Consider the following 22,111-nt stretch of genomic DNA (forward strand, 5'->3'; position numbering starts at 1 on the left):
ACAGGATTGGTCTTTAAACTTGACTGCTATTTTAGAAAAGTGTGACATGAGAATTTTGTCCCTATAGTAAAAGTGCGGTATTCTTTTTGAGATGTATATGCATTTTTCGTTTAAGGTATTTAGTCTTGAGCGAATGCACCCTCGCCCAAGACTGTTTTTTTACCGGAACTTAAACGACATTACGGTAGCTTTCGATAAGCCCACGTCGTCAGCCGCAAGTGATTGTAGATTGCGCTGTTCGTCTAACAACTTGATCCGAATTTCTTCCATCTTTTGCTGTAATTGATTGCGCGTATCACTGCCCAGATTCTTAGCTTCAATCGCTGGGTCGGTGACAATCGAATCCAAATGCTCCATCATCTGCTGTAAACTGCTGCCAGCTTCAGGTGAGGCATTTGCTAGTAGCACTTGAACCTTCATCAAATGGCGTTCCATTTTCCTTTTGAACTGTATGGGTTTCCTCCCTGGTTCCCAATCAGCCAACTCTTCAAGCAATTGGGCGGCGAGTTGTTCACCACCAGCGATCGCTGATTCCCGTAGCTTTTGCTCCAGATTTTGGTCATACTGTTGGATGAATTTGGTAATCTGGTCAAGACATTCGGCTTGCTGCTGATTGAGTTGTTCAGAGAGGGCAGGGATAATTACCGGGCGACCAATGACGACTTGCAAATAGTCTTCAAGATCGGTCAGAGTTGGGAATGCTCTTAGCAAGTTGGCTTTGACTGACTCTTGCTTATCCTGTGCTAATTCCCAGGTGTTAAGTGAAAGGAACTGGTCAATCCGCTCTTGATAATCAAGAAGTCCTGCTTCGTAATCAGCTTTTAATTGATTTCGTAAACCAGGGGCGATATTATCTCTGATATTGATTAACTGATTCCAGACGAGTGGAGCTAAATCAATCGGACAAACCCAATCACCAGTATCAGCAGACATCCACTCTTGAACTGAAGCAATCTCTTGCCTTAATTGAGCAGCAGCTTCATCTAGCTTTTTGAAGACCTTAATACCCCGCAAACCGACTTCGGAATTTGTAACTTTCACAAGGTCTGATTCGATTTCAGAAACCTCAGCTTTTAGCACATCGGCCCATTTAGGCGCGGCAGATTTTGTACTTTTCTTTAGTTGAATACGGAAGCGAATGCGAGTTTTATTTAACTGTGAGAAATTGTGGCGCTCGACTACTGCATCAGTTAGAAAATTTGCAGCAATAGTGTTGTCGATTACTTGTACCATGATTATTTACCTCAATCACTATTTTCACTCTCGATTAAGCGAAGCTTTCTTTGTGACTATTTGAATGTGTTTAGTAGCCCTATAGATTACTTTCTTAGAGCTTTTTTGTAACCTAATGTGTCTTTTGATAACTGGTGGTTTATGTATGGACATGGCTCAAAATAGTTGAAGTTGCTGTGAATTATCCTGCGCCACAGGCTTGTTATAAACCATGCCTTCGACTTCATAACAACGGGTCATGAGTTTGTTTCGATTTAGTCGAAAGCTGGCTTTTTTTCTTTGATTTGGCAGAGGTACAAATAGATACTGTGGATGTTGGATGCTACCCTCATCTCCCAAATATCGACAATGTGTACCATTAATTTGGTAAACTTTTGATGAGCTTAACAGTGTCGCGTCATACACTTTAATCAAATTTAATTCCATCTTATTAGCAGTGAAGTGTGCCATAATTTGTTGTGGAATCGATTTTTCTCTACAGTTAGACTGATTGAATCTGACTGTAGAGTTTTTCACGGATAATCTGATTCAATTTTTCCTTTGATTCATCTGACAGAACATTAAAATCAAACTCTTTGGAGTCCCAAACTTCATCAAGGCTTGTAGACTCATCAATAATGTTTGCAATCAAACAAGATTCATTGTCATAGTTCCAGCCATTCGCTAAAAGCCACGGCAGAATTCCCTCAGATTGCAAAAATTTTTCCAGGTCAAAGAATTCAGAAAATAATTGCAGATTTTCGATGCTGGGGTGAACAATTGTAATAGTCATCTGTGATTAGTTGTGAATAGTTGAACAACAAAAAGAGGGGGAAAGGTTAAAGGGGAAAGGGAAAGGGATTCATGAATTAAATCATCCTTAGAAAAGCAAGGTTTTTACCTTTTCCCCTTTCCCTTCTTTATTAGCTGTAGACAAAGTTTGAGCAACTTATAACTACAGTCTCTCAAGCCCTGTTTACAACTCGCTAAAACACCATCTCCGCCGCAGCTTTGGTTACAGCAATTGCCTGCTTGCTGATCTCGCGCCAGTCGCTTTGCTCGTTGTAAGATGCCATCACTAATTCCGACTCTACCCATATCCGACAGAACAACACGTTTTCATCTGTCGTCCCTGGAGTAGGCTGTAGTGTGATGGGAGAATACAATTGTTCTGGGGTCAAAGTTGCGATCGCTGCAAGTATGCACTTTGAAAAATGCGTGTCGTAGCCTGATTCTAAAATATACGTCCGGTCTGCTTGAATAGTTATCAGCAACTTGCAGGTTTCTTTTTTGCGGCGTTCTGTATTCTCAAAACGTAGTTCTTTAAGATATCCAGTTAAGGCAGTTTGAGGGACATCACTCGGTTCACCATTGAGTGTGTACCACAATCCTCCGTGCTGACGATTGCAGTAGATTTTACAATTGCCAGCTTCAGAGTGCAATCCCAGTTTTGGCTTATTGATTGCTGCGACTAACTGCTTGAGTAGTTCCTCTTGGCGCATTAAGGCAGCAAGTAGTTCAGCATTTTCTTGAGGGTTCATTGTTCAATACCAATACATTTCACTTTCACATTGGCGAAGCCGTAGATTTCAGGTGTATCAAGTGCAGAGCTAAGAAAACAGCGCTCTTGTTACTACAAAAGCGCTTCAAAACTCGGTAATTTGTATTAAGTAAACTATTCTTCTGGGCTGTTTCTCTGACGCAATAGCCTGAGAACTTCTTCTAAGCCTGCGTTTAAGTTTCTCAGATCAGATTTCATTTCTCTAATATCTGCTTTCACTTGCCGCATATCCGAAGCTAAACCAGTTGCCAGCGTCATTGTCTGAGCGATGGCAGTTTGAGAAGTTCCAATGGTTCCTGCTTGAATTTTTAGGTTTGTAACATCTTGTGTCAGTTCATTGAGGCGTAGGTAAATATCGTCAAATCTAACATCGTCTGTCATCTAAACCTCCTTCCTGACATCCTCTACTATAATTTTAGCCATATCGCTGTGTCATCTCGTCATCCGTTGAGCGAGGCGTAGCTAAAAACATAAAACAGCAGGCGTGACCGATGAAGATTTCGGTCACGCCCAACATTTCACTTACGCCGCTATTCCCTCTATCCGTGCCAAGTCGGAGTCTGCGAACCCACCGCAATCAAGGGACTCGTCTGAGGGTGGCTGATATTCCCGTAGCTGTTCCTATCATTAGCCGTTAGTCGATCAAACGGCTTATCCAGCAGTTCCTCACTAGATGGTTGCGTCAGTTCTACCATCGACAATACCCACACCGCTTCCCTTGCAGAATCGCACGAAATTTTCTGCTGATGCACTGAAGTTGCCCGAATAACCCACCAACGACCATTAGTACAGCCTACTTCACCAAGCTTTTGATCGTGGTCGTAGATACCATCGTTTAGGATTTCAAACCCGTACTTGTCGCATTCATCAGCAATCTGTACCATGATTTCGTTCCCCGTTGTAGCGACTGGGGTTTCTTCTTGTATGGGCAGTGTTCCGCGCTGGTAATGCCATGTAATGTAGCTGTGGCATCTTTTAAAAGTGTTCGCACGATGGATCTCCTCAGCATTGACCATTACTATCCAAGGTTGCGTTAGGTCATCGTCGTGGGTAATACTAGCTACGAGTTTTTGACCTGCATAGAATTCGTGATCTTCAAACGAAATCTCTACTGATCTCAGTTCTTCAACTGGTTTAACGCAAGAGGTTACAGTTGTTGTTGTTTGTGGCATAATTTTAAAACCTTCGATTAGGTGATAAAGGCGATCGCACAGTTTTGCAGACACTGCGATCGCCTTTTGATTTGTGTACTGATTGACGTTGTGGCTTGCCACAACACCTCATTCTAGAATTGGCGAAGCCTAATATTCTTTTGCTCCTAGCCAGTGACCGGAGCTACCAAGCAGGATACACAGCGCGTCAGGCGACAGGTGAGTTTCAATAACATCATTCGCTAGTCTTCATCCTGTTGGTAATTTTTATTAAGAACTCTCGCAACCCTTATCTACCTTTAGCAGCTTTGACTATCCACTACTTCTGTTACCTGGGGGTATTGTTCTGTTCAGTTTTTTTCAAGGTTCAGTAAGGGCAACTTTTAGCGTTTGGGATGTTGGCAGTCCGCTTTTCTCTAGCCTTATGTACTAATAGTACTCCCATCTAATGGAGGTGTCAACGAATGGCAGCTATCGTCTAATGAGACTTAACTATCAAAATAGAAGTGGTTAATTAGCATCCCTTATCACTGAATGATAGTACCGTTCAATGGTAGTAGCATGGAGGACAGGAGTAGTAGGTAATGCCGATGATTAATGTTTTAAAGGATTTTTTGGCAACCAAAGGAGTAGAAACTGCTTATCAATTTCACAAAAAGACGGGATTACCTCAAGCAACGGCTTATCGCCTTTACAACAAACGGAATGTCTATCCTGATCAAAAAACTCAAGAAATTGTTTGCAGAGTCTTTGATGTTCAGCCTGGGGAATTTTTGCGATATGAACCCGATGATATTGGAAACGAATGTAGCCAATCCGATAAAAAGCCAACTCGTAAAACAAAAAGCTCCACAACAGAAGCACTTTTTGCTGCCGATGAACCCTCTAATTTAGTTAGGAAAGTAGCTTAAAGCGATCGCCGCCGTCCAAGCTATGCGATCGCCTGCTCAATCCGTTAATCACAAAGTGAGCTAATTATAATGCTGACATATTTTTGGAAAAATCTTCCAAATCAGATGCTGGGTTCACTTTGGTTAAATTGCAACACTCCAATTTTCAAGCATTTACCATAGTGGGCAAGAGATATGCTGACACTAGAACCCGAACAAACAACGACGCTGGACTACAGTGTTCTCAACGCCAGCATCCAGGAAACCTTCACTGCCATCGACAAATTCGAGTGGCAAGCAATAGATGAACTGCGCCTTATGCGAGACAACCACTATTACTCTGATGGTGGACACGAAAGCTTTGAAGACTATTGCGAGAACGAGTTAACCAAACACGGGGGATATCGCCGCGTCAGAGATTTGCTGTCTGCGAAGAAAGTAGTTGATACCCTGTCAGAGGAACTGAGGGTAAAAATCACTAAACCCTCTCAAACTCGCCCCTTACTCCGGTTGGTTAAAACTCCCGACAAGTTACACGAAGCTGTTGCGATCGCAGCCAAAGAAAAACCCTTCCCCACTGCCGCCGATTTTGCTCTTGCAGTACAGAAGGTTGTTCCAAAAAATACGTCAATCACTAGAACCAATAGCACAAAACAAGAAAAAGTCAAAACGCAATTGTGTAATTATGTGACTGTTTCTTCCCTTTCGCATCCTAGATATGGGGATTCGGGAGTGATTAAGGCAGACGCACCGAATAACTATCAGCAGATTGTCACCTTTGCTGATGGCGAAAGGTTGTTGATCAACAATGCTGATTTGACTGGTTTAAATGACGCAATTGTGTCCGAATCGAGTGGGCGAACTTACCCAAAAGAATATTCTGAAGCGATCGCTGCACTCAAAGAGCAACACCAGCAAGAGCTAGAGCGCTTACAGCAGGAATTGAGAATTGGACTACAGTCAGAAGCCGCAGCCAGAGCAGAAGAACAAGTACAAGAACAACTCTTGACCTTGCAAAATCTGTACAAACAACAAAGGGAGCAAAACGTTCAATTGCAGCAGCGATTGGATGAAATGGAAGGGTTAAGAAAGCTGGAGATTGAGAATCAGCAACTCCAGCAACGTATCCAAGAACTAGAATACGCTGTACAAGAACGTCCTCAACAGCAGTGGGGAAATACCATGACCCAGCAAGCGACTAAAGCTTTGAACAAGCAGGTCAAGCTTGCCCTGGAGAAAACTATTGATTTGCGATCGCTAGCCCAGGAACCACCCAAAGAGAATGCTCAGGAATGCTTACGACTCATGGGCATGGCATTAAAGAATCTCGCCAGCGCGATGAACAATACCCAAGCACTCGAAGCTGCGGCCATAATTCTGGGCAGTAGTCCAACTCCTGAAGCGATCGCTTACCGAGCCGAGCAATTGTCAATGTTGCCCCAAGCGGTTAGCGACATTCGGCAGATACTTGCAAAACCCGGGTGTACTTGGCAGGAGTTTTGGGCAGTGGCTCAAGAGTACGAGGTAATTAAGTCGGATTACTGGGCAGAACTTACCACCCAGGAAACAGAGTTAATTAAAACTCTCAAAAACACATCTACTGAACCTCGGACAATTGGCATTGGTTCTATTGTTGCTCATGCTGACCCATACCGAACTCTGTATTTGCAGAGGGGCGAAGTTGTGGACGAGGTAGGGGGCAAAGTAGTTGTTGCCTGGGATCACTGGCGCAATGAGTTGAAAAAGACTCAAAGCTATTCCAGGGAAGAGTTGCGGTTTTGGCAGGGCGAAAACCAGTAAATAAAGACTCGCTAAGAGAATAGCCAAAAAACTTAAACGTGGCATTGCAAACATGCCGCTCATATTGTCATGCAAATTTTGGAGGAATTATGACTACAGCGTTAAAAGCAATCAACGGTGGCAGCAAACAGCGAAGTGATCGCAAACAAGCTTTAGAAGATAAATCGATTAGACCACATTGCAAAGTATCAATTGAGGATATTAACTGGGTTCGTCAACAGCCTCCGTCAGTCCAACAGCTTTGGTTAGATAGTGTGGCGGCTGAACAATTCGGGGGTTCTGCTCATAAACTCGATACTAGCCTTACCTACAAATCTTTGCAAAAAGCAGGGGCGGCGTTAACTGCCCAAGGATTATTTCAATTTGAGGAAGTGTTTGGTCGCTTACCCTCTGGCAGACCAGGACTGATTAGCTACCGTGTCCGCAATCTTCACGGTTATTACAATCGCTTTTACTGGGAATCGTCCACGTCAGAAGAAACCAATTCTTGTGACGAGAAAGCCGTCCACGCCGGGGAGAAAGTAAACCAGCCCGGACGGAATCAAAATCATCCTGGCGTGGAACAAATTCAGTCTGATTTGGAATCATTCCAAAAGAATGGTCAAAAAAGTGAGGATTTGCAAGGGTTTCAAAATCCTAACAACGTTTTTAACTACCCGTTAACTACCTACCAACAACCAACTAAGGTTGTTGGTATGGTAGTTGGTTCTGACGCGCCAACTGGAAATCTGTGTGAGGAAGAAACGGCTCATGCGCCCTTGAGGGGCGCGTCGCCTTCACATATCGAAAGCGCGTCAGAACTTGAAGACTCGCCTACGGCGAATGACTGTACATCGCTAACGCTTGTGGAAGCTGTACAGGGTGAATCTACTTCGTTGTTGACTGAAAATCAGGACTGTGGCGTTGAGCCGAAAGACTGTCATGAAGGCACTGATTCCGCCGCGCCCGTTGCCCAAAATGAATTTTCTGACAAGGAAGCGATCGCTAATCAAACAGAGAGGCAAGTAGAACAAAGTAATCCCGCTTCGTTGTTGGCTGAAAAACAGGATTGTGGCGTTGAGGCGATATTCCCTCATGAAGGTACTGGTTCCGCCGCGCCCATGTCGTTAAATCAAAGTGAGATATTTGAATGGTTGGATAGAGCAAACATTGGAGAATGCCCTCCATTGTGGGTAATTCAGTATTTGCTAGACAGCAAGTATTACGCCAGCATGAGAGCAACAATCAGCAAGTTTGAGAAGCAATGGAATATATCTGTAGTCAATTATCAGGTGCAAAAATCTAGTGATACCATTTCACGAAAAATCTGATATAGATGTAAGGCGTGAAAGCTTTGCTGCATTTAATTGCGAATTGCGAATTGCGAATTGGTATGAGGCGTTGTTTACCTCCGAAGGTATCACCATTAGATCCAAGGCTAGACTATTGCGGATGGAGAAACTGAAGATGGCTTCTCTGGTTGGAGAAAATCCTGGTTTTGAGTTCTTGCAAGAGTGCTGGAGTGATGATCCGGTTTTGCAGATTGTGATCAAGAAATTGCTGGCGGAGTTTCCGCAGTGGGGGGTTGCGATTGTGGATGGGGTGCTGATGAAGTGGAATGATTAGCGATGTCTGCGACGGGCTACGCCTACGCTCTCAAGTGCTGACATACTGTGGTACTCGCTCCCACTGCTAACACCATGCTGTTTCTAGCAACAACATTTTTTTGCCGTTGGTGAAGAGGTTTTCTTATATTTTCACAACTTACTAATCGATGCGATTTTACTACTCACACGCTCACACACCTAGTTTTGTGATTCGTATTCTTCATAAATTCTTACAGCAGCTTCGAGGTATCGCTCTAATAGACGAAGATCAGATATATCAGGTAATAATAATTCAACGGCCATAGTAGTCTCCATTACTCCACCATGCTCTTCTCCTTCTTTAAAAGCTGCAATAGAACCCCACAGTCGAGCTATGGCTGTTTGAATTTCTTCCCTTTCAGGCAAATACCATATTTCTCGACTCATCTCAAAACACTGTGAAGAAGTTAAAACATTTTGTTCTTCCAATGCTTGCTGAATATATTTATTAAGCTGTAAAAGTTTATCTGATTTCATCTCGGATGCATATATTTGTATACATTCTACTGCCCAGTGAATTGCCAAACTATAATGATACTTTTGTAATCTGTTTGCAACTGGATAAGCCCAAAGTATCTTTTTTTTCGTTATAGTTTGTTTGACATTTTCTATTAATTGTTTCATAACTGTAACTATACCTACTGATCTAATAATGTTAGTGCGGCTGACTGCCTTATAACTGGTTCTGTATCGTCACAGCCTGAAAAATGGTCACATGAGGCTGCGACCGGAGCGTATGCAGAAACTCAAAGTGGCGGGGAATTCGGGCGAGAATCCGGGGTTTGGCTTCTTGCAAGAGTGCTGGAATGATGATCCGGCTTTGCAAATTGTGATCAAGAAGTTGCTGGTGAAGTTTCCACAGTGGAGGGTTGCGATCGTAGATGGGGTGTTCGTGAAGTGGAATGAGTAGCGATCGCTTTATTACGCTTACTCCTTTGAGGTGAATAAGTATTCGTGCCAATCGCTTAGGGGGCGATAGCCAATCACTTGATAAATATGATTAGCTGTGGGATTGGCTAAATCTGCTATGAGCAAACAATAACGGCATCCCTGGTCTAGCAGTTTTTGGCTTAATGCTGTAACACAGGCAGTGGCATATCCTTTACGACGATATTCTGGTGGTGTATAAGCTAAATTGATCCGACCAATTGTAGGTAACAATTGTTTACCAGATGCAACTGAAACTGGAGTGCTATCAATCCAAAAATAAGTATTCTGCTGTTTCAACCGATTATCTACAAGGTGTTCGACATCTTCGCTCACTGCCTCATCTATTTCAGATAAAAATGCAGAAAGCCACTCGATCAAAAGAGAGCGATCGCCTTGGGTTGCCAGTCTGAGATATCCTTGGTCCGTTGAGATTGTTTGCACTGCTGTTAATTGGTAAATTTTCATTACCACCGACCGTTGATAGAACTGTCCTGTCAGCGCTTGCCAAGTCTGCGAGAATATTTCTGCTTCAGTTGCCAGTCCCATGCTTCCTGGCAGTTGCTCAAGACATAAATCTTGAGCAATCAACCGCAGAGCATCAATATTCTGGGCTTTGGATAGGATCAATTTTTGGGGTGGGGTGCGGATAGCAACAGCCAGAATCTCGCCACTTGTTTGGACGATTGCTAAATAAGGCTTACCCAGGTAACGTTCTGGGTTATGCAACAAGGTATGCAAAATACTGAGCAAAACATTATTTTCTACCTGATGCTGGAGTAAGTAAGTCTGAGTGCAGTGCCAGAATTCCTGAATGTTGTCGAATTGATGTAGTTGCATGATTTGCCTTCTTCACGAATCAAGTAAAGAATTGTGCTATCTACAGTAAAGCAAGTCTTTGGTGAGGAAGTGAAAGATTGTCTTGTACGAATGGCGCGTTTCTAAGAGTTGGCACTTGTTCCGCCGCGTCTGTCACTCAAAATGAATGATGAATATCTACTTTAGTAATACGATTTCAAACTGTTAGCCTTCGCGCCTCCAAAACTTGACTTTCAAACCATCCCTCGGACGAGAAAATGGTAGTACTAAACGTTCTAGATTTTGTCCAGGAAGTATTTCCCATTCATAGTCACGAATCAATAGTACGGCAAACAGTTTCATTTCTAGTCGAGCAAACTCTTTACCTAAGCATTCTCGAATCCCACCACCAAAAGGAATATAGCTTCCGACCTTTTGCCTATGTTGGGTGGATTCAGGTGCAAAACGTTGTGGATCAAATTGTTGAGATTGAGCGTAAACATTCTCGTCTTGATGAGTTTCCTGAATTTGGTAAAATACGTCCCATCCTTGGGGGATACGGTATCCAGCAAACTCACTTTCCTTAAGTACTTTACGCGAACCGCTACGAACGACTGGAGGCAGTATTCGTAGGACTTCCTTTAGCACAAGCTCTAGATAGGTCATTTGGTTGAGACATTCTGGTGTCAGTAGTTGTGTGTGTCCGATTTTCGCTTGTTCCAAACGTGCTGTTTGCCACACTTGTGGATGTTGAGCTAACAATAAACATAAAGAAGTTAATGCTGAGGTTAAAGTTTCGTGTCCAGCAACAAGCATTGCTAACACATTATCTTTCACATCCTCAATACTAAGACGATTCCCTTCCTCATCTTGCGCTTGTAATAGAATTCCTAAAACATCTCGATGGGCAGTAGGTTGTTTTTGACGTTGAACAATTAACTGATCAAATTGCACAAGAAGCTGCTCTCGCGCACGAACTGCACGAGCAAACTTGCTTAGAGGAAATCGAATCGGAATAGATAATAGTCCATTACTCCAAGCCTCGTAAACTTTTTCCAAGTTCTCATTTGCGGCATTATCAACACCTATAAACAAGCTACAGGCAATATCAAGTGTGTATTTTTTCAGTTCAGGATACCAAGTGAAAGTTTTCATCTCTTCCCATTTATGCAGATAACGATGGGTCAACTGTTCCATCGTTTTGGCATAATCAGCTAACGCTCTTGGCTCAAAGGACTTGAACAAGTGTTTACGAAGTTTTTGGTGAGCAGTACCTGTCTTGACTCCAATTGAGTTGGCTCCTAGTAGCACCTCGAAGCTTGTAGTATTAGTCATCTCAAATCGCTGACTTTCATTAGTGAATAGAAAACGTGTGGCATCTGCCCCAATTAAGACAATCGTTGGGCGACCAAATAGATGGGTTTTGAAGACTGCTCCATATTGCTTTTGTCGCTGCCCAATAAAACGTGCTGGCTCTTGCAAATAACTAATGGATTCACCAATGAGCGGCAAGCCAAAGCGACCAGGGGGTAATGGGAGTGAGCGCCCGGTTGAAAAGCTAGTCATGTTTTTTCTGACTTTTGAGTGAATAGAAGTTATATTTACGATACGGTATCGTAAAATATAAGAGAAGTCAACTCAATAACTGTTTGCAAGTTGTCTAAATACCGATGCCTTGAGATGATAATTGCATGAATAAACCCGCGAAAAATCTGCCAGGACGACCTCGTAACCTTCAATCTCATCAAGCCATTCTGCAAGCAAGTTTAGAACTACTATCAGAAGTTGGATATGAACGTACAAGTATTGATGCAATTGCAGTCCGTGCAGGAGTTAGTAAACCCACTATTTACCGACGCTACAAAGGTAAAGAAGAACTGATTGCATCGGCAATAGAAAGTTTTAGAGAAGAAGTTATTATCCCTGACACTGGTCGTCTTTGGGATGATATTGATGCTCTGATTGAGAATGCCGCGCAAATTACGCTTAGTCCTTTGGGACGGCAGACTGTTGCTATGATCATCAGTAGTGCCTCAACTAGTCCTCAATTTGCTCAAATTTATTGGACAAAATATCTGCAACCTCGACGGCAAGCTTTTGCTGTTGTAATTGAACGAGCAAAAGTCAGAAATGAAGTTCACGCAGATTTAGATCCTAGTTTAGTTTTTGATACGATGAGTGGAATTATGCTTTATGCACAAATTTTTCAACCTCAGACTGAGCCTTGGCAAGTATATGTTCGTCGTGCAATACATCTTTTAATCAAGTAGCACGGTGATGCCAAGTAGAACAGAGTCAAACAATTGTAGATTTGAGATTGTAGATAAGAGAATTGACTGCACCCACAAGGGATGCAGCTTGAGGATTCGAGATTGATGATAGCGACGCGGAAAGCGACTGTGCGTAGCGTCTTTTAGATTTATTCCGCCCACAATATGCTGGACTTGTACCAAAAACAACAATAAAGCAATCTGCAATTTTCAATCTCCAATCTTCTCGGTCAAACAAAAGAGAGTTGTTCGTTCCCTTGTTCACCTCTGTCTGCTAGAAAAGCGCAGAATACACTAAAATTTACTCATTTAGGCGGTAATTTTTCGGTTTTTAACTCAAACACTGCTGTAAAACAGTTTCTTTCGGGTTGCTAGAAAAAATATTTCTTAGTATTGTAGAAATTGCTAGAATTGGCTACCTGATATTCCTCTTGAAGAGTTGAAAAGTCATGATGGCTCAAAACAATAGCAATGGCAATATCCCTCATACTTTGTGATTTTTCCAGTCTTTCTCCCAAATAAATCTGCCAATAAATTTCCACATCACTTTCAAAAACTGGCTTCTTAATTTCTGTAACAACACCATTCTGCTTTGGATGAATCGAGGAAGCGCTGTACTTCCACTCATTTCTATCCTTGAGAATGATATCAGGGGAATCACCTATCTGTAATTGGAGATGTAACTCGTTTAGACGTAGCCCCTGATATATGTAAAACATTCTTGATACAAGCGCTTTCGGGGGGCGTGCAGCTACTTCCATTAGGATTGCTTCTTCGCTAAGAGAAGGTAGTAATAAATCAATATTGAGTACACCATTTTTCGGGTAATTGTGTTCTAAACTTTCTAACACATCACTTGAAAATTGCCAGAGTTTCTGAAATTCTGGTTCTTCTTCTCTAACAATAATATTGCCGATTTGATGACCAGAAATGAACTCATCATTAGGTCGATACTGCTTGCAAGCAGCGAAATAACAAGGCTGACCGTTTTTTAGAACAACACTTGTATTGTATAACTGACCTCTAATGAATTCATTCATCTCAAATTCGGAATTTGAATCTACATTGCTTTCACACCAAGCTTTCAAATCATCAACAGTATAGATTATTCTGCTTTTTTCACTTCCGACTCTGATAACTGGTTTGATCAAAATGTGATTACCTAGTTCTTCTAGAACAAACTTTAAGTATGAAACCGGCTCTTTACGGTATTGGTCTTGAGCAAAAATCAGATACTTAGGCACCCGAATCAGGGAATTTTTGAGGGCAGATTTGAGGTAACTCTTATCAGTAAGCTGCTGGATCATCGTTGGGCGATCGCCTGGCAGATTTAGAGCTTCACGCAACTGTGCAGCTAACAGTACTGAATAATCATCGTTGGTGACAATCCGGCAGTTATCATCTAATAGTTTATAGTCAGCCTTAATCTGTTGATAGGTTTGGAGCAGATTTTGTAAATTATAAGGTTCTACAATCTGCACAATATCTAAGTATTGATACTGGGAGGGTACAACCTCACTGAGTCCTCGCCGACTACAGAGTAAAACTAGATTTCTATTCTCTGAGCAGATATGTCTAAAATCAGTTTTGCTCAGAAACATATCATGTAGCATAAAGACAGTCTGCTTATTGCTATCTATCTTACTACTATGTAAAGCAACTGGATTTGCCGATTCGCAGAGCATTTGTTGTACTAAGTGGACAATTTCTTGTGAACATCCCCATGACAACGTTACACCTGACCCTCCATGTCCATAATTATAAAATATGTGTGTGTTTAAAACTCTTTCCACACAAACATTTTCCGATGTTAATGGTCGTAAACCAGTCCTAACAGGCTCCTTCTCATCTAGGGGGAGTTCTTTTAATTCCGGTAGAAACTCTAAACAACCATCATACATCTGTCGAATAATTGGAACCTCAAGAGATAAGTCTGTACCCCATTGGTCTTGCTGTGTTAATCCTCCTAAGACCACCAAATCATCCCCTCTAGGAACTATAAAAATGATGTCTTGCTCATTTAAAGAAGATTCTTCATGGGAAATGCAATGAGCATCCTTCACAACTTTCCCTAGATTTTTAACCCTGACAAGTGCGCCCCTCACGGGATACATGGAACTATCCCCTGTAGTTGCTATTGAACCTAGCCCAGCACAATTAACAATTGCCCTTGCCTTAAAACGGCTAAGTAGTTCCTGTTCGTTTTGAACTACATTGACAGTGATTTTCTCCTGGATAATCTCACATCCAATATCTTTTACATATTGAAGTAGCCAATTCATGTAAACATCAGTATTTGTCATTGGAGCCATGTGTTTATAAGCATCTTTTATCCCTCCTTGAAAATTCAAATCAATCGTTTTTTTGACAATATGTAAACCTCTTTCAAATCCATCAACTTTATCCTTCAACTCATTCATTTTCCTTAGATCAGCAGGTCGATTTTCCAAAACATCCTTAAAATAGAAATACCCATCCCTCAAATAAATCCCTGTTTTTTCTGAACCAAACTCTGTATGTATTTTCTTGAATTTATTATAGGTAGTCATACACCAGTCTTTAGAGCGTTCCAGCGATCTAGGAGATCCATGACGACCACAGACTGCTGGAGGCCATTCCCATAATGCACCTGCCACAATAGAGGTTAAATCTGGGGCAAAACGATCTGCAACAATCACAACATTAAAACCTGCCTCTCTTAGACATATAGCAGTTGTTAGACCACTGACTCCTGCTCCAATTACTAAAATGTTCGTATCATTTTTGGGTAATGGGTTGTTCATTAAAGGTTATCTCGATTTTTTGTACTACAAAATAAATGCATTCTCTTGCACATTACTAATATTAATTTGGGTGCTTTTGGGCTGACGCAGCGTTAAGGAATTCTTAGCATTTGACATTTGCTGCTACCAAAATTATTTATCAATGATTTTCAATTAAAAACTAAGTATAAGTAGTAGTATTAATAATTCCGAAAATGAGTGAATATTTTTGAGTACTAGCTCAATGATAGATGAGCTTCTTAGTACAATATCTAATAAATTTGTGACTAATTGAGCAACCTACTGGTTAGCCTTTAAAAGACTCGATAAGACTACGAACTTGTAAATTTCTTACTTACAGTATGTCTGGAAAGTAAGACAGTCTCCCAATACATACACCACTCATCACTTCAATTGCCTATATCAGCACCGCTTTCGCCAATAAAAGAGAACATCAATTGTGGAAGCAATGAACTACGACTGCTAGAGCAAAAGAGAGAGGAGTTTGACTTCAACCTTCGACTAGCTTGAATCAACACATTGCACACTGAGTATTTAAAAGTAAAAGGCGAAATATTGTTATTGGCAGCCAAGGTGGAGCGAGGCTGTTAAAGCCAGATTAAACTAAGAGTATGAAAATTGGTATTTTCGAGCAGATGACAGTTAATAATGGATTAATTCTTACGCTTTTTATTCTGATTATAAGCCTGCTAGCTCTTGCCTATGGTTTTGGTGTGAAAGCTCGACGTTTACCCTTTACGGCAGAAATTGAGTATAACCAGCAGCAATGGCAATTTCTGCGATGGTGGGTCAAATTAGCCTTGGTTGCTGGAGTTTTATTACCGATGTGCTTATTAGCTCTGGCTTGGAAACAACCATCTTCATGGGTATTTTGGGGAAGTTATCTGTTGATAGTCGCCGTACAACTTATCTCTGAACGTGTTTTTAGTCGCTTCCTAGTGCGAAGTATTGTTGTACCCATTGGCTTTTTATACACAGGTTTTCGGTTGTGGCAACTGCTTGATGGATTCACACAATTACCATTTTCCTATTTAACATTAGTGGGTTTTGGTGTTGTTGTGTTGTTTTGGGTTGCTAACTTGATAATGCTGATGGTGATGGCCATTCCAACGGTCTTTAAAGCTTCGGAGTCAATTTCACAATCAAGATTTTGATGAAACATCTTTACTGCCTAATTGAAAACTGTGTTTCGTCGTAGTTATTTTTCGCATCCAATCCCATCCCCATCTCTGTCAAACCCATGAGGATCTGGGGGCAGCACTTTAAACCTCCGTTGGCTAATATCTCGGCAATTCAAATCAGGTGAATTCTTTGGAATGCAAAAATCTGGGTAAGAGGGATCACAGTTATTCTGTTGCTGCGGTTGAATCGCCTGAGAAGTTGTCTTTTGGGTAGCTCTGTGGCGGAAGTCCCAAGGCATCACAGGATTAGCCTGGCTCCAAAATGCTAAACGCTGTTGTTTGGCGGTGTTTTCACCTTGCAACAAACTATCTTGTGACTCTGGACAGCCTTTGAGATACTGACGATAGACCACAGCCTGTCCCTCTTGCACCATATTCACATTGATACTGCGATTACCAACAAACACCTCTGCAACTAAGCGCTTGTATTTGTCAGTTTCTACAGCGCGTATGGTGATTGCTTGTCCCACTGGCAGCAATTGTTTGAGTCTTGCAGATGATTGTTGACCCCAGGGATTCTGTTTCATCTCTGGTGCATCAATGCAAGCGAGGCGGACAGTCACAGTTTTGTTACCAGTTCTCACCCGTATGGTGTCACCGTCACCTACGCTTACAACTGTAGCGGTAAGATTGTTGGCAAATACGGGTAACGACATTTGAGCTACAAGCAAAGCGGCAACGCTAATCAAGCGAAGTTGAAAAACCATTTGTATTAAAAGTCACTCTTACTTTCTTTAGGATTCCCAATCCAAGCCAAGCAATCGCTAGTTAACTCACAAATTATTTTTATGTTTTAAAGTATAAAATAGTTTCATTGAAAGTGATTGTTAGTACCAATGAAAGTTTTAGGCTTATTCCTGCCAGTCTTGTTGCTGCTAGGCACGCCTTCAATGGCAGTTGAGTTCAAAGGGCAAAATATTGATGGTCAAAAGCTGCCTGCCAAAGCTTACTATTATGCAACTGGTGGGGTCTACAAAGTTCAGGTCAGCTTTCACAACAAGCGGGCCACAATTTATTTTGATGACGGCAACCAAACGACCATACAGTTGAACCAACGGGTAATTACTGACTCAAACAATATTGAAGGTTTTGGAAAAATAGGGCAATATCCTGTAAGTAGCACGTTCAGTCTTGGCTTGGTGTATGACAATAATTGGCTTGGCAGCAATGATAGTCAATTGCAACAATCCAATGCGCTAGATGGGTTGTGGAAAATTAGTTTGGAGTGAATACCTCCCTTTAAAGTAATATCAGCGATCGCAAAAGATGACTAATCTAAGTGCTATTGCTCAAAGCTTTGTAGAACTCCCCCCGACAACTCCCAACAGCAACCAACACTCTCCCTAATGGTTTTGGGTGAACAAAAGTAATACACCATTTTTGAACTCCCTATTGATTAGCTCTTTGTTCACTAGCTCGATCAACTCGCTGCCACAGTTCACGGTCTTCTCGATAAATAGCCAACGCTGCAATCGCATCTTTTGCATCAATATCTTTTCCTTGAGCCACTAATGAAATCAGGTAATCTATTGCTTTATCTTGTCGCAACATCCCTATTGCGAGTAACAATGTGCGACGAAGTTCTACGTTTCTTGTTTGCTGCCAGCAATTTCTGAGATGATCAAATGCTTCCTCTAATCGTGATTCACCCAACGTCAATGCTGCTAACTCACAGATTTGCTCCTTCGGATCAAAAAGAAAACCAGCAACTATTGCAAGTGAATCAGCCGGAGCCAGTTGTAACAAACCACTGAAGCACTCTGAAATCACCTGTGGTGCTTGATCGCCGATGCGGGTTTTCAAACGAAGTAAAGGTACACCTTGGGGATTTCCTGTATAGGCGATCGCTTTTGCAGCAGCAACTCTTGCTTCTGGTTTGGGGTCAGCTAGTAGATCGGCTAATTCATTCATTACATCTGAGTAGTTTATTCTCACTAAACCTAAAGCACATATACCCCGAAGATGGGCAGCAGTGTCTTCAACTCCTCCCCATACTGGCTCCATCTGAATATGTCGAATCCCTTGCAGAAAAAGGTTTTCATCGCTGTATTCTAAGTGATACAGTGTTTGTGCTATTTCTTTCTTGGCAAGACAATTTTGGTCTACTTGTGCGGGTTTGACCATCATTCGAGCAAAAGCTTCTACAAGATCAGCAACCAACTCAGTGATAGTAAATTCGCCGACTATCTTGGCTGCTTGGGCAACAGCTATAGAATATTTACTCTTGAGGACTTGGCGTAAAATTATGATCCCTTCCTCACTTATGGGATGCTCTCGAATTTGGGCAAGAATAGATAAAGTTTCTTCTAGTTTTCGTGATTTTGGCATATATCATCTCACAACCAGGCGCTCTGTTTTGGACTTAAAGCACTTACCAGTAGTAAAATGCAACAAGTATTAAATATGTCTGGTTTGTTATCTGAATCTATTAGTGCTTAATCTCATTTGAGATTAAAAGCTTACTATTAAAGCAACGATCCGGTCGTACTCTTGCTGCACTACTGAAACAGGCAATCGATTTAATCGGCTCTCTAACACCAAGGGAATTCCCTTTGGAAAATTAGTAATCTGAGATAACCACCAAGTATTGGCCGTAATCCGCGAATGTATATCTTGCCGTCCATCATTGTCTGAAATGTGAATTTCTAAAAGTTTCTCTGGTGGAAGTCCCAACCATTCATTCAACAGTATTTCGGTTTTGTCACGCCAAATGTTGAGATGGGCCAAGTCCACAACTATCTTGACCTGGGGAACATCTTGGCAAAATTGAGCAAGTTCTGAAGCATTATCCAAAAGGTTCTCAACAGTGCTATTTGGGAGTGTAGGATACATTGTTTCTACACCCAAAGCAATACCTCGCGTTAGACAAACCCGATGAAGACGATGAATATTTTCTACAAATGTTGTGTATGCTAAAACGCGTTCAGTGGTTTTACAAAAGTTTCCTCCATGTACTGAATAAGCGGTAACATCTATACTAGCTAGATAATCTGCCAATCGTTCAAAATATTTCCAATCTTGAGGTTGAGCTAGATTGAAAGGATAATGGCGTGCGCTGCAAACAAAAGCATGATGCGCTCGATAGACCATTCCCTGTTGTCTAAAATCCTCTACTGCTTGCGCTGCATCAGCATCAGGTCGAGGCCCGATTGCTAGCTCAACATACCGGATTCCTGCATTCCAAAATATTGTTAATGCTTCACGGGTTGAAACTCCACCATAGGCTGACAAGCTCAAATACAATTGCATCAGTCTTCCTCTATGGATGAATAATTAAAAATAGCTCTTCTAGGTTTAAGTGCGAATATTTTGAGGGAGTAACCTACTAATGTGCTGATTTCAGCCGCTAATTGCTGTTTTTGTGACTCTGGATATTCCATATCTCTAAGTAAATATTTTACGTCACCATAAATGTAGTCCTCAATTTGCCCTTTTATAGAAGTTTCACTACACTCATTAACGTTATATATGCGTTTTAATGGTATTTCATTGATCGAATGCTCAACTGAACCTAATTTTAGAGACAGAGTATAGCTATACCCGATAAAGTTACGTTCGTCATCATAACCATTCAGGTCTTCGTGAGTTTGGTAGTTGCTCAAACCTATCGGTAGTTCGAGCATCGCCAATAACCAAGTAGTTGGATCTTCTGCAATACTAAATTCTGATTTGCGCGTGTACCAATTATTACTTTTAGTCTGTTTTAACTCTTGTACAAATGCTCTTAATCCTGGCATTGGCAACAAGCAACGAGCATCAGTAGCCAGAGCATCAGTAATTCGTTTGAGTTCTATTGCTTGTGCTTCTACTAAGCTTTGTTCTGCGTCACGAATTGCTTGCATTCGTGTAATGACCAACTCTTGCAAAGAAGCAATTTGTGGATCGAATTGGCTGGAATGATCTTGTACTAATTCTTCATACAAAGAAAATAGGGAATTAGAATCTGCCATAGCATTCCTCAATTTGGAAGTACAAAATATTAATAACTATTGCAGTTTGAAGCTGTTGAACCTGGTTGATAGTTCTTTTGTACTAATATACCACTAACTCTTTCAATCGATGCTTCAACGCAAAATTATTTTTTATCCAGCAGTTGCTAGGAGGATTTTGATGCCCAACTGGAGTGCGATTGAAGCTAATTTTTTACATCTAACCCAACCACAGCAATTGGGTGAATTAGCATCAAGTCTGGCACACTTGAAGTCTTGGGTACAAAGTAGCGATTGTAACCAAGTTATTCCAGTATTGTTAGACGAAAGTTTGTTGTATTTGTCTTTAATACAGCAAAACAGTGAAATCTATAATGTTGAATTAAACCAACTTCAAGACTTCTTACAAGATTGGCAACGCAATTGGGATACCATCAAGGAGCAATCAAGCCAAAGGGTAAGCATAGCTGATGTTGCTTCTAATTGGTCAGAACGAGTTTTAAATATGTCTGGTTTATTGAGTTCTTAATCAATTAGCCCCTAGTCTGAGCGATCGCTTGAAACAGGCAATATACTGGTACTATGCCGAAACTTCCAGAGTGCGATTGCTGTCTCTTATACTCACATAATCCTCACCTTGTCTGTACCGTTCACCCTGATGGAGTAGAGGGCCAGAGCTGCTTGGACTTTCGACTTGACCCCAACGCCGAAGCAGAGGAGCTATGGCAACCGGAGAGGGCAAGCTACTACAACGGTGAATTAATACTGCAACCACAACAGAGGTGGACGCAACAGCAAAAGCTGGAGTTACTTGATTGGCATCCAATGTTTACTGGTAAGTGTCCCCAGTGCGGTGCATCCTTTGACCGAGACTACACCTCAAGAGTGCATTGGGATTGTGAATGCGGTTGGATGGATGATTCAATTTAAGATGTTCGTACTTTCTTACTTCCTCGCGCTTAATGCCTGCTGACTTAATTGCATCACAATATTTTGGGGCAATGGGTCTATGACAGCATCAGTCGGCAGAGATTTAATAAAAGCTGTTACCTCTTCCCCAGTTTTGTATTTCCCCTCACTCCAGGCATCAGCAATCTGTTTCGCTACCCGATCAGCATCATCAGGGTTCGCATGGGCGGTAATACATTGAATATCATTACCTGTAAATGATATCCATGTCTGCCAAAGTCCCGTAACTGGATGCTGAACAATCCCTGTGGTCAGTTCATTGTCCTCAAGCACTGATTTTTTCTTTGACCCACCGAATCCTTTAAACATAGCTGTATTTAGTAAACGCTACTTTAAAATGCCCAAAATCAACACAGCGATCGCTCTAGTAAGCTGCTAACAGGTTTGACTCCATCTAGTTGTGGGCGATAATCTACTGGTTTGTACATTCCCATTAATCACCTTGGAACCCAACCAGCTAAATTTATTTTCTGATTTGACCGTCACACCAGCACGCAGAGCAGAGACACTGTTAATGAGCCTTGAGGCGCTGTTGAAGTGGAAATCTCAGATTTTTGAATATCAGCACAAGGTGAGAGAGAACAAACCACCACAGCAGACAGCATTATTTGACCTTACCCCTAAGCACTGCGACCCAGACCAAATTGATCCACTCTTACTGCGGCTTGTGCCAATGTCGTTTTATAGGATACCAGCAAACAGCCCAGGTGATGCGTGTCTCTATTTCATCATAGACTCGGCGGCTTCTGTTGTGTTGTACGTGGGCGAAACGTGCCGCAGTAACAAGCGATGGCAGGGTATACACGCCTGCAAAGATTACATCGCCAGCTACCAGGATTTATATTATCGCTATGGGTTAAAAACAGCAGTCAACGCCGCATTTTGGTGGGATGCTCCGGTTGATCGACGCACACGGCAAGAGTTGGAGTTGAACCTTATTTTGAAGTGGCGCAGTCCATTTAATAAGGAGAACTGGGAACGGTGGGGCCAGCCTTTTGGGTAGGGTGGCTTACTT

Annotated in this window: 27 protein-coding genes; 10 read left to right on the forward strand and 17 right to left on the reverse strand. The window is 41.8% G+C overall.

Annotated elements, in window-relative coordinates; all coding sequences use genetic code 11:
• Positions 1-159 precede the first annotated feature (159 nt).
• The 6 genes from VB732_RS26555 to VB732_RS26580 form a co-directional block, all read right to left on the reverse strand.
• Positions 160-1,233 carry a hypothetical protein gene (locus tag VB732_RS26555; RefSeq protein WP_323233872.1) on the reverse strand — a complete coding sequence of 358 codons (1,074 nt, stop codon included), beginning with the start codon at positions 1,231-1,233 and terminating at the stop codon, positions 160-162.
• A gap of 156 nt (positions 1,234-1,389) precedes the next feature.
• Complete coding sequence (locus tag VB732_RS26560; protein WP_416235780.1) at positions 1,390-1,683, reverse strand: hypothetical protein; 294 nt, start codon at positions 1,681-1,683, stop codon at positions 1,390-1,392.
• Between the two features lie 31 nt (positions 1,684-1,714).
• Positions 1,715-2,005, reverse strand: coding sequence for a hypothetical protein (locus VB732_RS26565; protein ID WP_323233873.1), 291 nt, complete (start codon positions 2,003-2,005; stop codon positions 1,715-1,717).
• 193 nt (positions 2,006-2,198) lie between these two features.
• Positions 2,199-2,753 carry a hypothetical protein gene (locus VB732_RS26570; RefSeq protein ID WP_323233874.1) on the reverse strand — a complete coding sequence of 185 codons (555 nt, stop codon included), beginning with the start codon at positions 2,751-2,753 and terminating at the stop codon, positions 2,199-2,201.
• A gap of 134 nt (positions 2,754-2,887) precedes the next feature.
• Complete coding sequence (locus tag VB732_RS26575; protein WP_138506138.1) at positions 2,888-3,154, reverse strand: hypothetical protein; 267 nt, start codon at positions 3,152-3,154, stop codon at positions 2,888-2,890.
• 158 nt (positions 3,155-3,312) lie between these two features.
• The gene (locus tag VB732_RS26580; protein WP_323233875.1) at positions 3,313-4,047 is read right to left on the reverse strand and encodes a hypothetical protein; all 735 of its coding nucleotides are present in this window, start codon (positions 4,045-4,047) and stop codon (positions 3,313-3,315) included.
• A 467-nt stretch (positions 4,048-4,514) separates the two neighbouring features.
• Here VB732_RS26580 and VB732_RS26585 point away from each other — a divergent pair, with 467 nt between their 5' ends.
• From VB732_RS26585 to VB732_RS26600, 4 genes are all read left to right on the forward strand, one after another.
• Positions 4,515-4,835: a helix-turn-helix transcriptional regulator gene (locus VB732_RS26585; protein ID WP_323233876.1), complete on the forward strand. Its 321-nt coding sequence runs from the start codon at positions 4,515-4,517 to the stop codon at positions 4,833-4,835.
• A gap of 174 nt (positions 4,836-5,009) precedes the next feature.
• Positions 5,010-6,614 (forward strand): hypothetical protein, encoded by a 1,605-nt coding sequence (locus tag VB732_RS26590; protein WP_323233877.1) that lies wholly within the window; start codon positions 5,010-5,012, stop codon positions 6,612-6,614.
• 89 nt (positions 6,615-6,703) lie between these two features.
• A complete protein-coding gene (locus VB732_RS26595; protein WP_323233878.1) occupies positions 6,704-7,924 on the forward strand; it encodes a hypothetical protein in 1,221 nt (406 codons plus the stop codon).
• Positions 7,899-8,219 carry a hypothetical protein gene (locus tag VB732_RS26600; protein WP_323233879.1) on the forward strand — a complete coding sequence of 107 codons (321 nt, stop codon included), beginning with the start codon at positions 7,899-7,901 and terminating at the stop codon, positions 8,217-8,219. The genes VB732_RS26595 and VB732_RS26600 overlap by 26 nt, the downstream gene beginning before the upstream one ends.
• Before the next feature lie 179 nt (positions 8,220-8,398).
• On the opposite strand, the gene VB732_RS26605 is transcribed toward VB732_RS26600, so the two are convergent.
• The 4 genes from VB732_RS26605 to VB732_RS26620 form a co-directional block, all read right to left on the reverse strand.
• Complete coding sequence (locus tag VB732_RS26605; protein ID WP_323233880.1) at positions 8,399-8,863, reverse strand: hypothetical protein; 465 nt, start codon at positions 8,861-8,863, stop codon at positions 8,399-8,401.
• Positions 8,864-8,912: 49 nt separating this feature from the next.
• Positions 8,913-9,200 (reverse strand): hypothetical protein, encoded by a 288-nt coding sequence (locus tag VB732_RS26610; RefSeq protein ID WP_323233881.1) that lies wholly within the window; start codon positions 9,198-9,200, stop codon positions 8,913-8,915.
• A complete protein-coding gene (locus VB732_RS26615) occupies positions 9,167-10,006 on the reverse strand; it encodes a GNAT family N-acetyltransferase (protein ID WP_104902054.1) in 840 nt (279 codons plus the stop codon). Before VB732_RS26615 ends, VB732_RS26610 begins: the two co-directional genes overlap by 34 nt.
• 183 nt (positions 10,007-10,189) lie before the next feature.
• Positions 10,190-11,530, reverse strand: a complete 1,341-nt coding sequence (locus tag VB732_RS26620) for a cytochrome P450 (RefSeq protein ID WP_323233882.1) — start codon at positions 11,528-11,530, stop codon at positions 10,190-10,192.
• A gap of 125 nt (positions 11,531-11,655) precedes the next feature.
• On the opposite strand from VB732_RS26620, the gene VB732_RS26625 reads away from it, so the two are divergent.
• On the forward strand, positions 11,656-12,234 hold the full coding sequence (locus tag VB732_RS26625; protein ID WP_323233883.1) for a TetR/AcrR family transcriptional regulator: 579 nt from the start codon (positions 11,656-11,658) through the stop codon (positions 12,232-12,234).
• On the opposite strand, the gene VB732_RS26630 is transcribed toward VB732_RS26625, so the two are convergent.
• Both VB732_RS26630 and VB732_RS26635 read right to left on the reverse strand, forming a co-directional pair.
• The gene (locus VB732_RS26630; protein ID WP_323233884.1) at positions 12,223-12,441 is read right to left on the reverse strand and encodes a hypothetical protein; all 219 of its coding nucleotides are present in this window, start codon (positions 12,439-12,441) and stop codon (positions 12,223-12,225) included. The two genes, VB732_RS26625 and VB732_RS26630, sit on opposite strands and share 12 nt — an antisense overlap.
• A gap of 164 nt (positions 12,442-12,605) precedes the next feature.
• On the reverse strand, positions 12,606-15,017 hold the full coding sequence (locus tag VB732_RS26635; RefSeq protein WP_323233885.1) for an FAD-dependent oxidoreductase: 2,412 nt from the start codon (positions 15,015-15,017) through the stop codon (positions 12,606-12,608).
• Positions 15,018-15,628: 611 nt separating this feature from the next.
• Here VB732_RS26635 and VB732_RS26640 point away from each other — a divergent pair.
• Complete coding sequence (locus tag VB732_RS26640; protein WP_323233886.1) at positions 15,629-16,171, forward strand: hypothetical protein; 543 nt, start codon at positions 15,629-15,631, stop codon at positions 16,169-16,171.
• 44 nt (positions 16,172-16,215) lie between these two features.
• Here the strand turns inward: VB732_RS26640 and VB732_RS26645 are convergent, their stop codons facing one another.
• Positions 16,216-16,905, reverse strand: a complete 690-nt coding sequence (locus VB732_RS26645) for a thermonuclease family protein (RefSeq protein WP_323233887.1) — start codon at positions 16,903-16,905, stop codon at positions 16,216-16,218.
• A 129-nt stretch (positions 16,906-17,034) separates the two neighbouring features.
• Between VB732_RS26645 and VB732_RS26650 the strand changes: the two genes are divergently transcribed.
• Complete coding sequence (locus VB732_RS26650) at positions 17,035-17,427, forward strand: hypothetical protein (RefSeq protein WP_323233888.1); 393 nt, start codon at positions 17,035-17,037, stop codon at positions 17,425-17,427.
• Positions 17,428-17,587: 160 nt separating this feature from the next.
• On the opposite strand, the gene VB732_RS26655 is transcribed toward VB732_RS26650, so the two are convergent.
• The 3 genes from VB732_RS26655 to VB732_RS26665 form a co-directional block, all read right to left on the reverse strand.
• Entirely contained in the window at positions 17,588-18,526 is a 939-nt protein-coding gene (locus VB732_RS26655; RefSeq protein WP_323233889.1) for a hypothetical protein, read from the reverse strand.
• A 123-nt stretch (positions 18,527-18,649) separates the two neighbouring features.
• A complete protein-coding gene (locus VB732_RS26660) occupies positions 18,650-19,447 on the reverse strand; it encodes a sugar phosphate isomerase/epimerase family protein (RefSeq protein ID WP_323233890.1) in 798 nt (265 codons plus the stop codon).
• Positions 19,447-20,148: a hypothetical protein gene (locus VB732_RS26665; RefSeq protein ID WP_323233891.1), complete on the reverse strand. Its 702-nt coding sequence runs from the start codon at positions 20,146-20,148 to the stop codon at positions 19,447-19,449. Before VB732_RS26665 ends, VB732_RS26660 begins: the two co-directional genes overlap by 1 nt.
• A 109-nt stretch (positions 20,149-20,257) precedes the next feature.
• Between VB732_RS26665 and VB732_RS26670 the strand changes: the two genes are divergently transcribed.
• Together VB732_RS26670 and VB732_RS26675 are read left to right on the forward strand one after the other, a co-directional pair.
• Positions 20,258-20,656 carry a hypothetical protein gene (locus tag VB732_RS26670; protein ID WP_323233892.1) on the forward strand — a complete coding sequence of 133 codons (399 nt, stop codon included), beginning with the start codon at positions 20,258-20,260 and terminating at the stop codon, positions 20,654-20,656.
• 152 nt (positions 20,657-20,808) lie between these two features.
• On the forward strand, positions 20,809-21,057 hold the full coding sequence (locus tag VB732_RS26675) for a hypothetical protein (protein ID WP_323233893.1): 249 nt from the start codon (positions 20,809-20,811) through the stop codon (positions 21,055-21,057).
• 15 nt (positions 21,058-21,072) lie between these two features.
• Here VB732_RS26675 and VB732_RS26680 read toward each other — a convergent pair whose 3' ends face one another.
• Entirely contained in the window at positions 21,073-21,405 is a 333-nt protein-coding gene (locus VB732_RS26680; protein WP_323233894.1) for a hypothetical protein, read from the reverse strand.
• A 91-nt stretch (positions 21,406-21,496) separates the two neighbouring features.
• Between VB732_RS26680 and VB732_RS26685 the strand changes: the two genes are divergently transcribed.
• Positions 21,497-22,099 carry a GIY-YIG nuclease family protein gene (locus tag VB732_RS26685; protein WP_323233895.1) on the forward strand — a complete coding sequence of 201 codons (603 nt, stop codon included), beginning with the start codon at positions 21,497-21,499 and terminating at the stop codon, positions 22,097-22,099.
• Positions 22,100-22,111 lie beyond the last annotated feature (12 nt).

The organism is Nostoc sp. UHCC 0252, from assembly GCF_034931145.1.
GTDB lineage: Bacteria > Cyanobacteriota > Cyanobacteriia > Cyanobacteriales > Nostocaceae > Nostoc.

What these genes read in the sequence shown, in the direction of transcription:
- VB732_RS26620 (WP_323233882.1), bottom strand. Translation starts at nt 11,530, where the DNA reads ATGACTAGCTTTTCAACCGGGCGCTCACTCCCATTACCCCCTGGTCGC.
- VB732_RS26615 (WP_104902054.1), bottom strand. Translation starts at nt 10,006, where the DNA reads ATGCAACTACATCAATTCGACAACATTCAGGAATTCTGGCACTGCACT.
- VB732_RS26640 (WP_323233886.1), top strand. Translation starts at nt 15,629, where the DNA reads ATGAAAATTGGTATTTTCGAGCAGATGACAGTTAATAATGGATTAATT.
- VB732_RS26670 (WP_323233892.1), top strand. Translation starts at nt 20,258, where the DNA reads ATGCTTCAACGCAAAATTATTTTTTATCCAGCAGTTGCTAGGAGGATT.
- VB732_RS26655 (WP_323233889.1), bottom strand. Translation starts at nt 18,526, where the DNA reads ATGCCAAAATCACGAAAACTAGAAGAAACTTTATCTATTCTTGCCCAA.
- VB732_RS26625 (WP_323233883.1), top strand. Translation starts at nt 11,656, where the DNA reads ATGAATAAACCCGCGAAAAATCTGCCAGGACGACCTCGTAACCTTCAA.
- VB732_RS26635 (WP_323233885.1), bottom strand. Translation starts at nt 15,017, where the DNA reads ATGAACAACCCATTACCCAAAAATGATACGAACATTTTAGTAATTGGA.
- VB732_RS26565 (WP_323233873.1), bottom strand. Translation starts at nt 2,005, where the DNA reads ATGACTATTACAATTGTTCACCCCAGCATCGAAAATCTGCAATTATTT.
- VB732_RS26595 (WP_323233878.1), top strand. Translation starts at nt 6,704, where the DNA reads ATGACTACAGCGTTAAAAGCAATCAACGGTGGCAGCAAACAGCGAAGT.
- VB732_RS26585 (WP_323233876.1), top strand. Translation starts at nt 4,515, where the DNA reads ATGATTAATGTTTTAAAGGATTTTTTGGCAACCAAAGGAGTAGAAACT.
- VB732_RS26575 (WP_138506138.1), bottom strand. Translation starts at nt 3,154, where the DNA reads ATGACAGACGATGTTAGATTTGACGATATTTACCTACGCCTCAATGAA.
- VB732_RS26665 (WP_323233891.1), bottom strand. Translation starts at nt 20,148, where the DNA reads ATGGCAGATTCTAATTCCCTATTTTCTTTGTATGAAGAATTAGTACAA.
- VB732_RS26590 (WP_323233877.1), top strand. Translation starts at nt 5,010, where the DNA reads ATGCTGACACTAGAACCCGAACAAACAACGACGCTGGACTACAGTGTT.
- VB732_RS26605 (WP_323233880.1), bottom strand. Translation starts at nt 8,863, where the DNA reads ATGAAACAATTAATAGAAAATGTCAAACAAACTATAACGAAAAAAAAG.
- VB732_RS26560 (WP_416235780.1), bottom strand. Translation starts at nt 1,683, where the DNA reads ATGGCACACTTCACTGCTAATAAGATGGAATTAAATTTGATTAAAGTG.
- VB732_RS26570 (WP_323233874.1), bottom strand. Translation starts at nt 2,753, where the DNA reads ATGAACCCTCAAGAAAATGCTGAACTACTTGCTGCCTTAATGCGCCAA.
- VB732_RS26680 (WP_323233894.1), bottom strand. Translation starts at nt 21,405, where the DNA reads ATGTTTAAAGGATTCGGTGGGTCAAAGAAAAAATCAGTGCTTGAGGAC.
- VB732_RS26555 (WP_323233872.1), bottom strand. Translation starts at nt 1,233, where the DNA reads ATGGTACAAGTAATCGACAACACTATTGCTGCAAATTTTCTAACTGAT.
- VB732_RS26645 (WP_323233887.1), bottom strand. Translation starts at nt 16,905, where the DNA reads ATGGTTTTTCAACTTCGCTTGATTAGCGTTGCCGCTTTGCTTGTAGCT.
- VB732_RS26660 (WP_323233890.1), bottom strand. Translation starts at nt 19,447, where the DNA reads ATGCAATTGTATTTGAGCTTGTCAGCCTATGGTGGAGTTTCAACCCGT.
- VB732_RS26650 (WP_323233888.1), top strand. Translation starts at nt 17,035, where the DNA reads ATGAAAGTTTTAGGCTTATTCCTGCCAGTCTTGTTGCTGCTAGGCACG.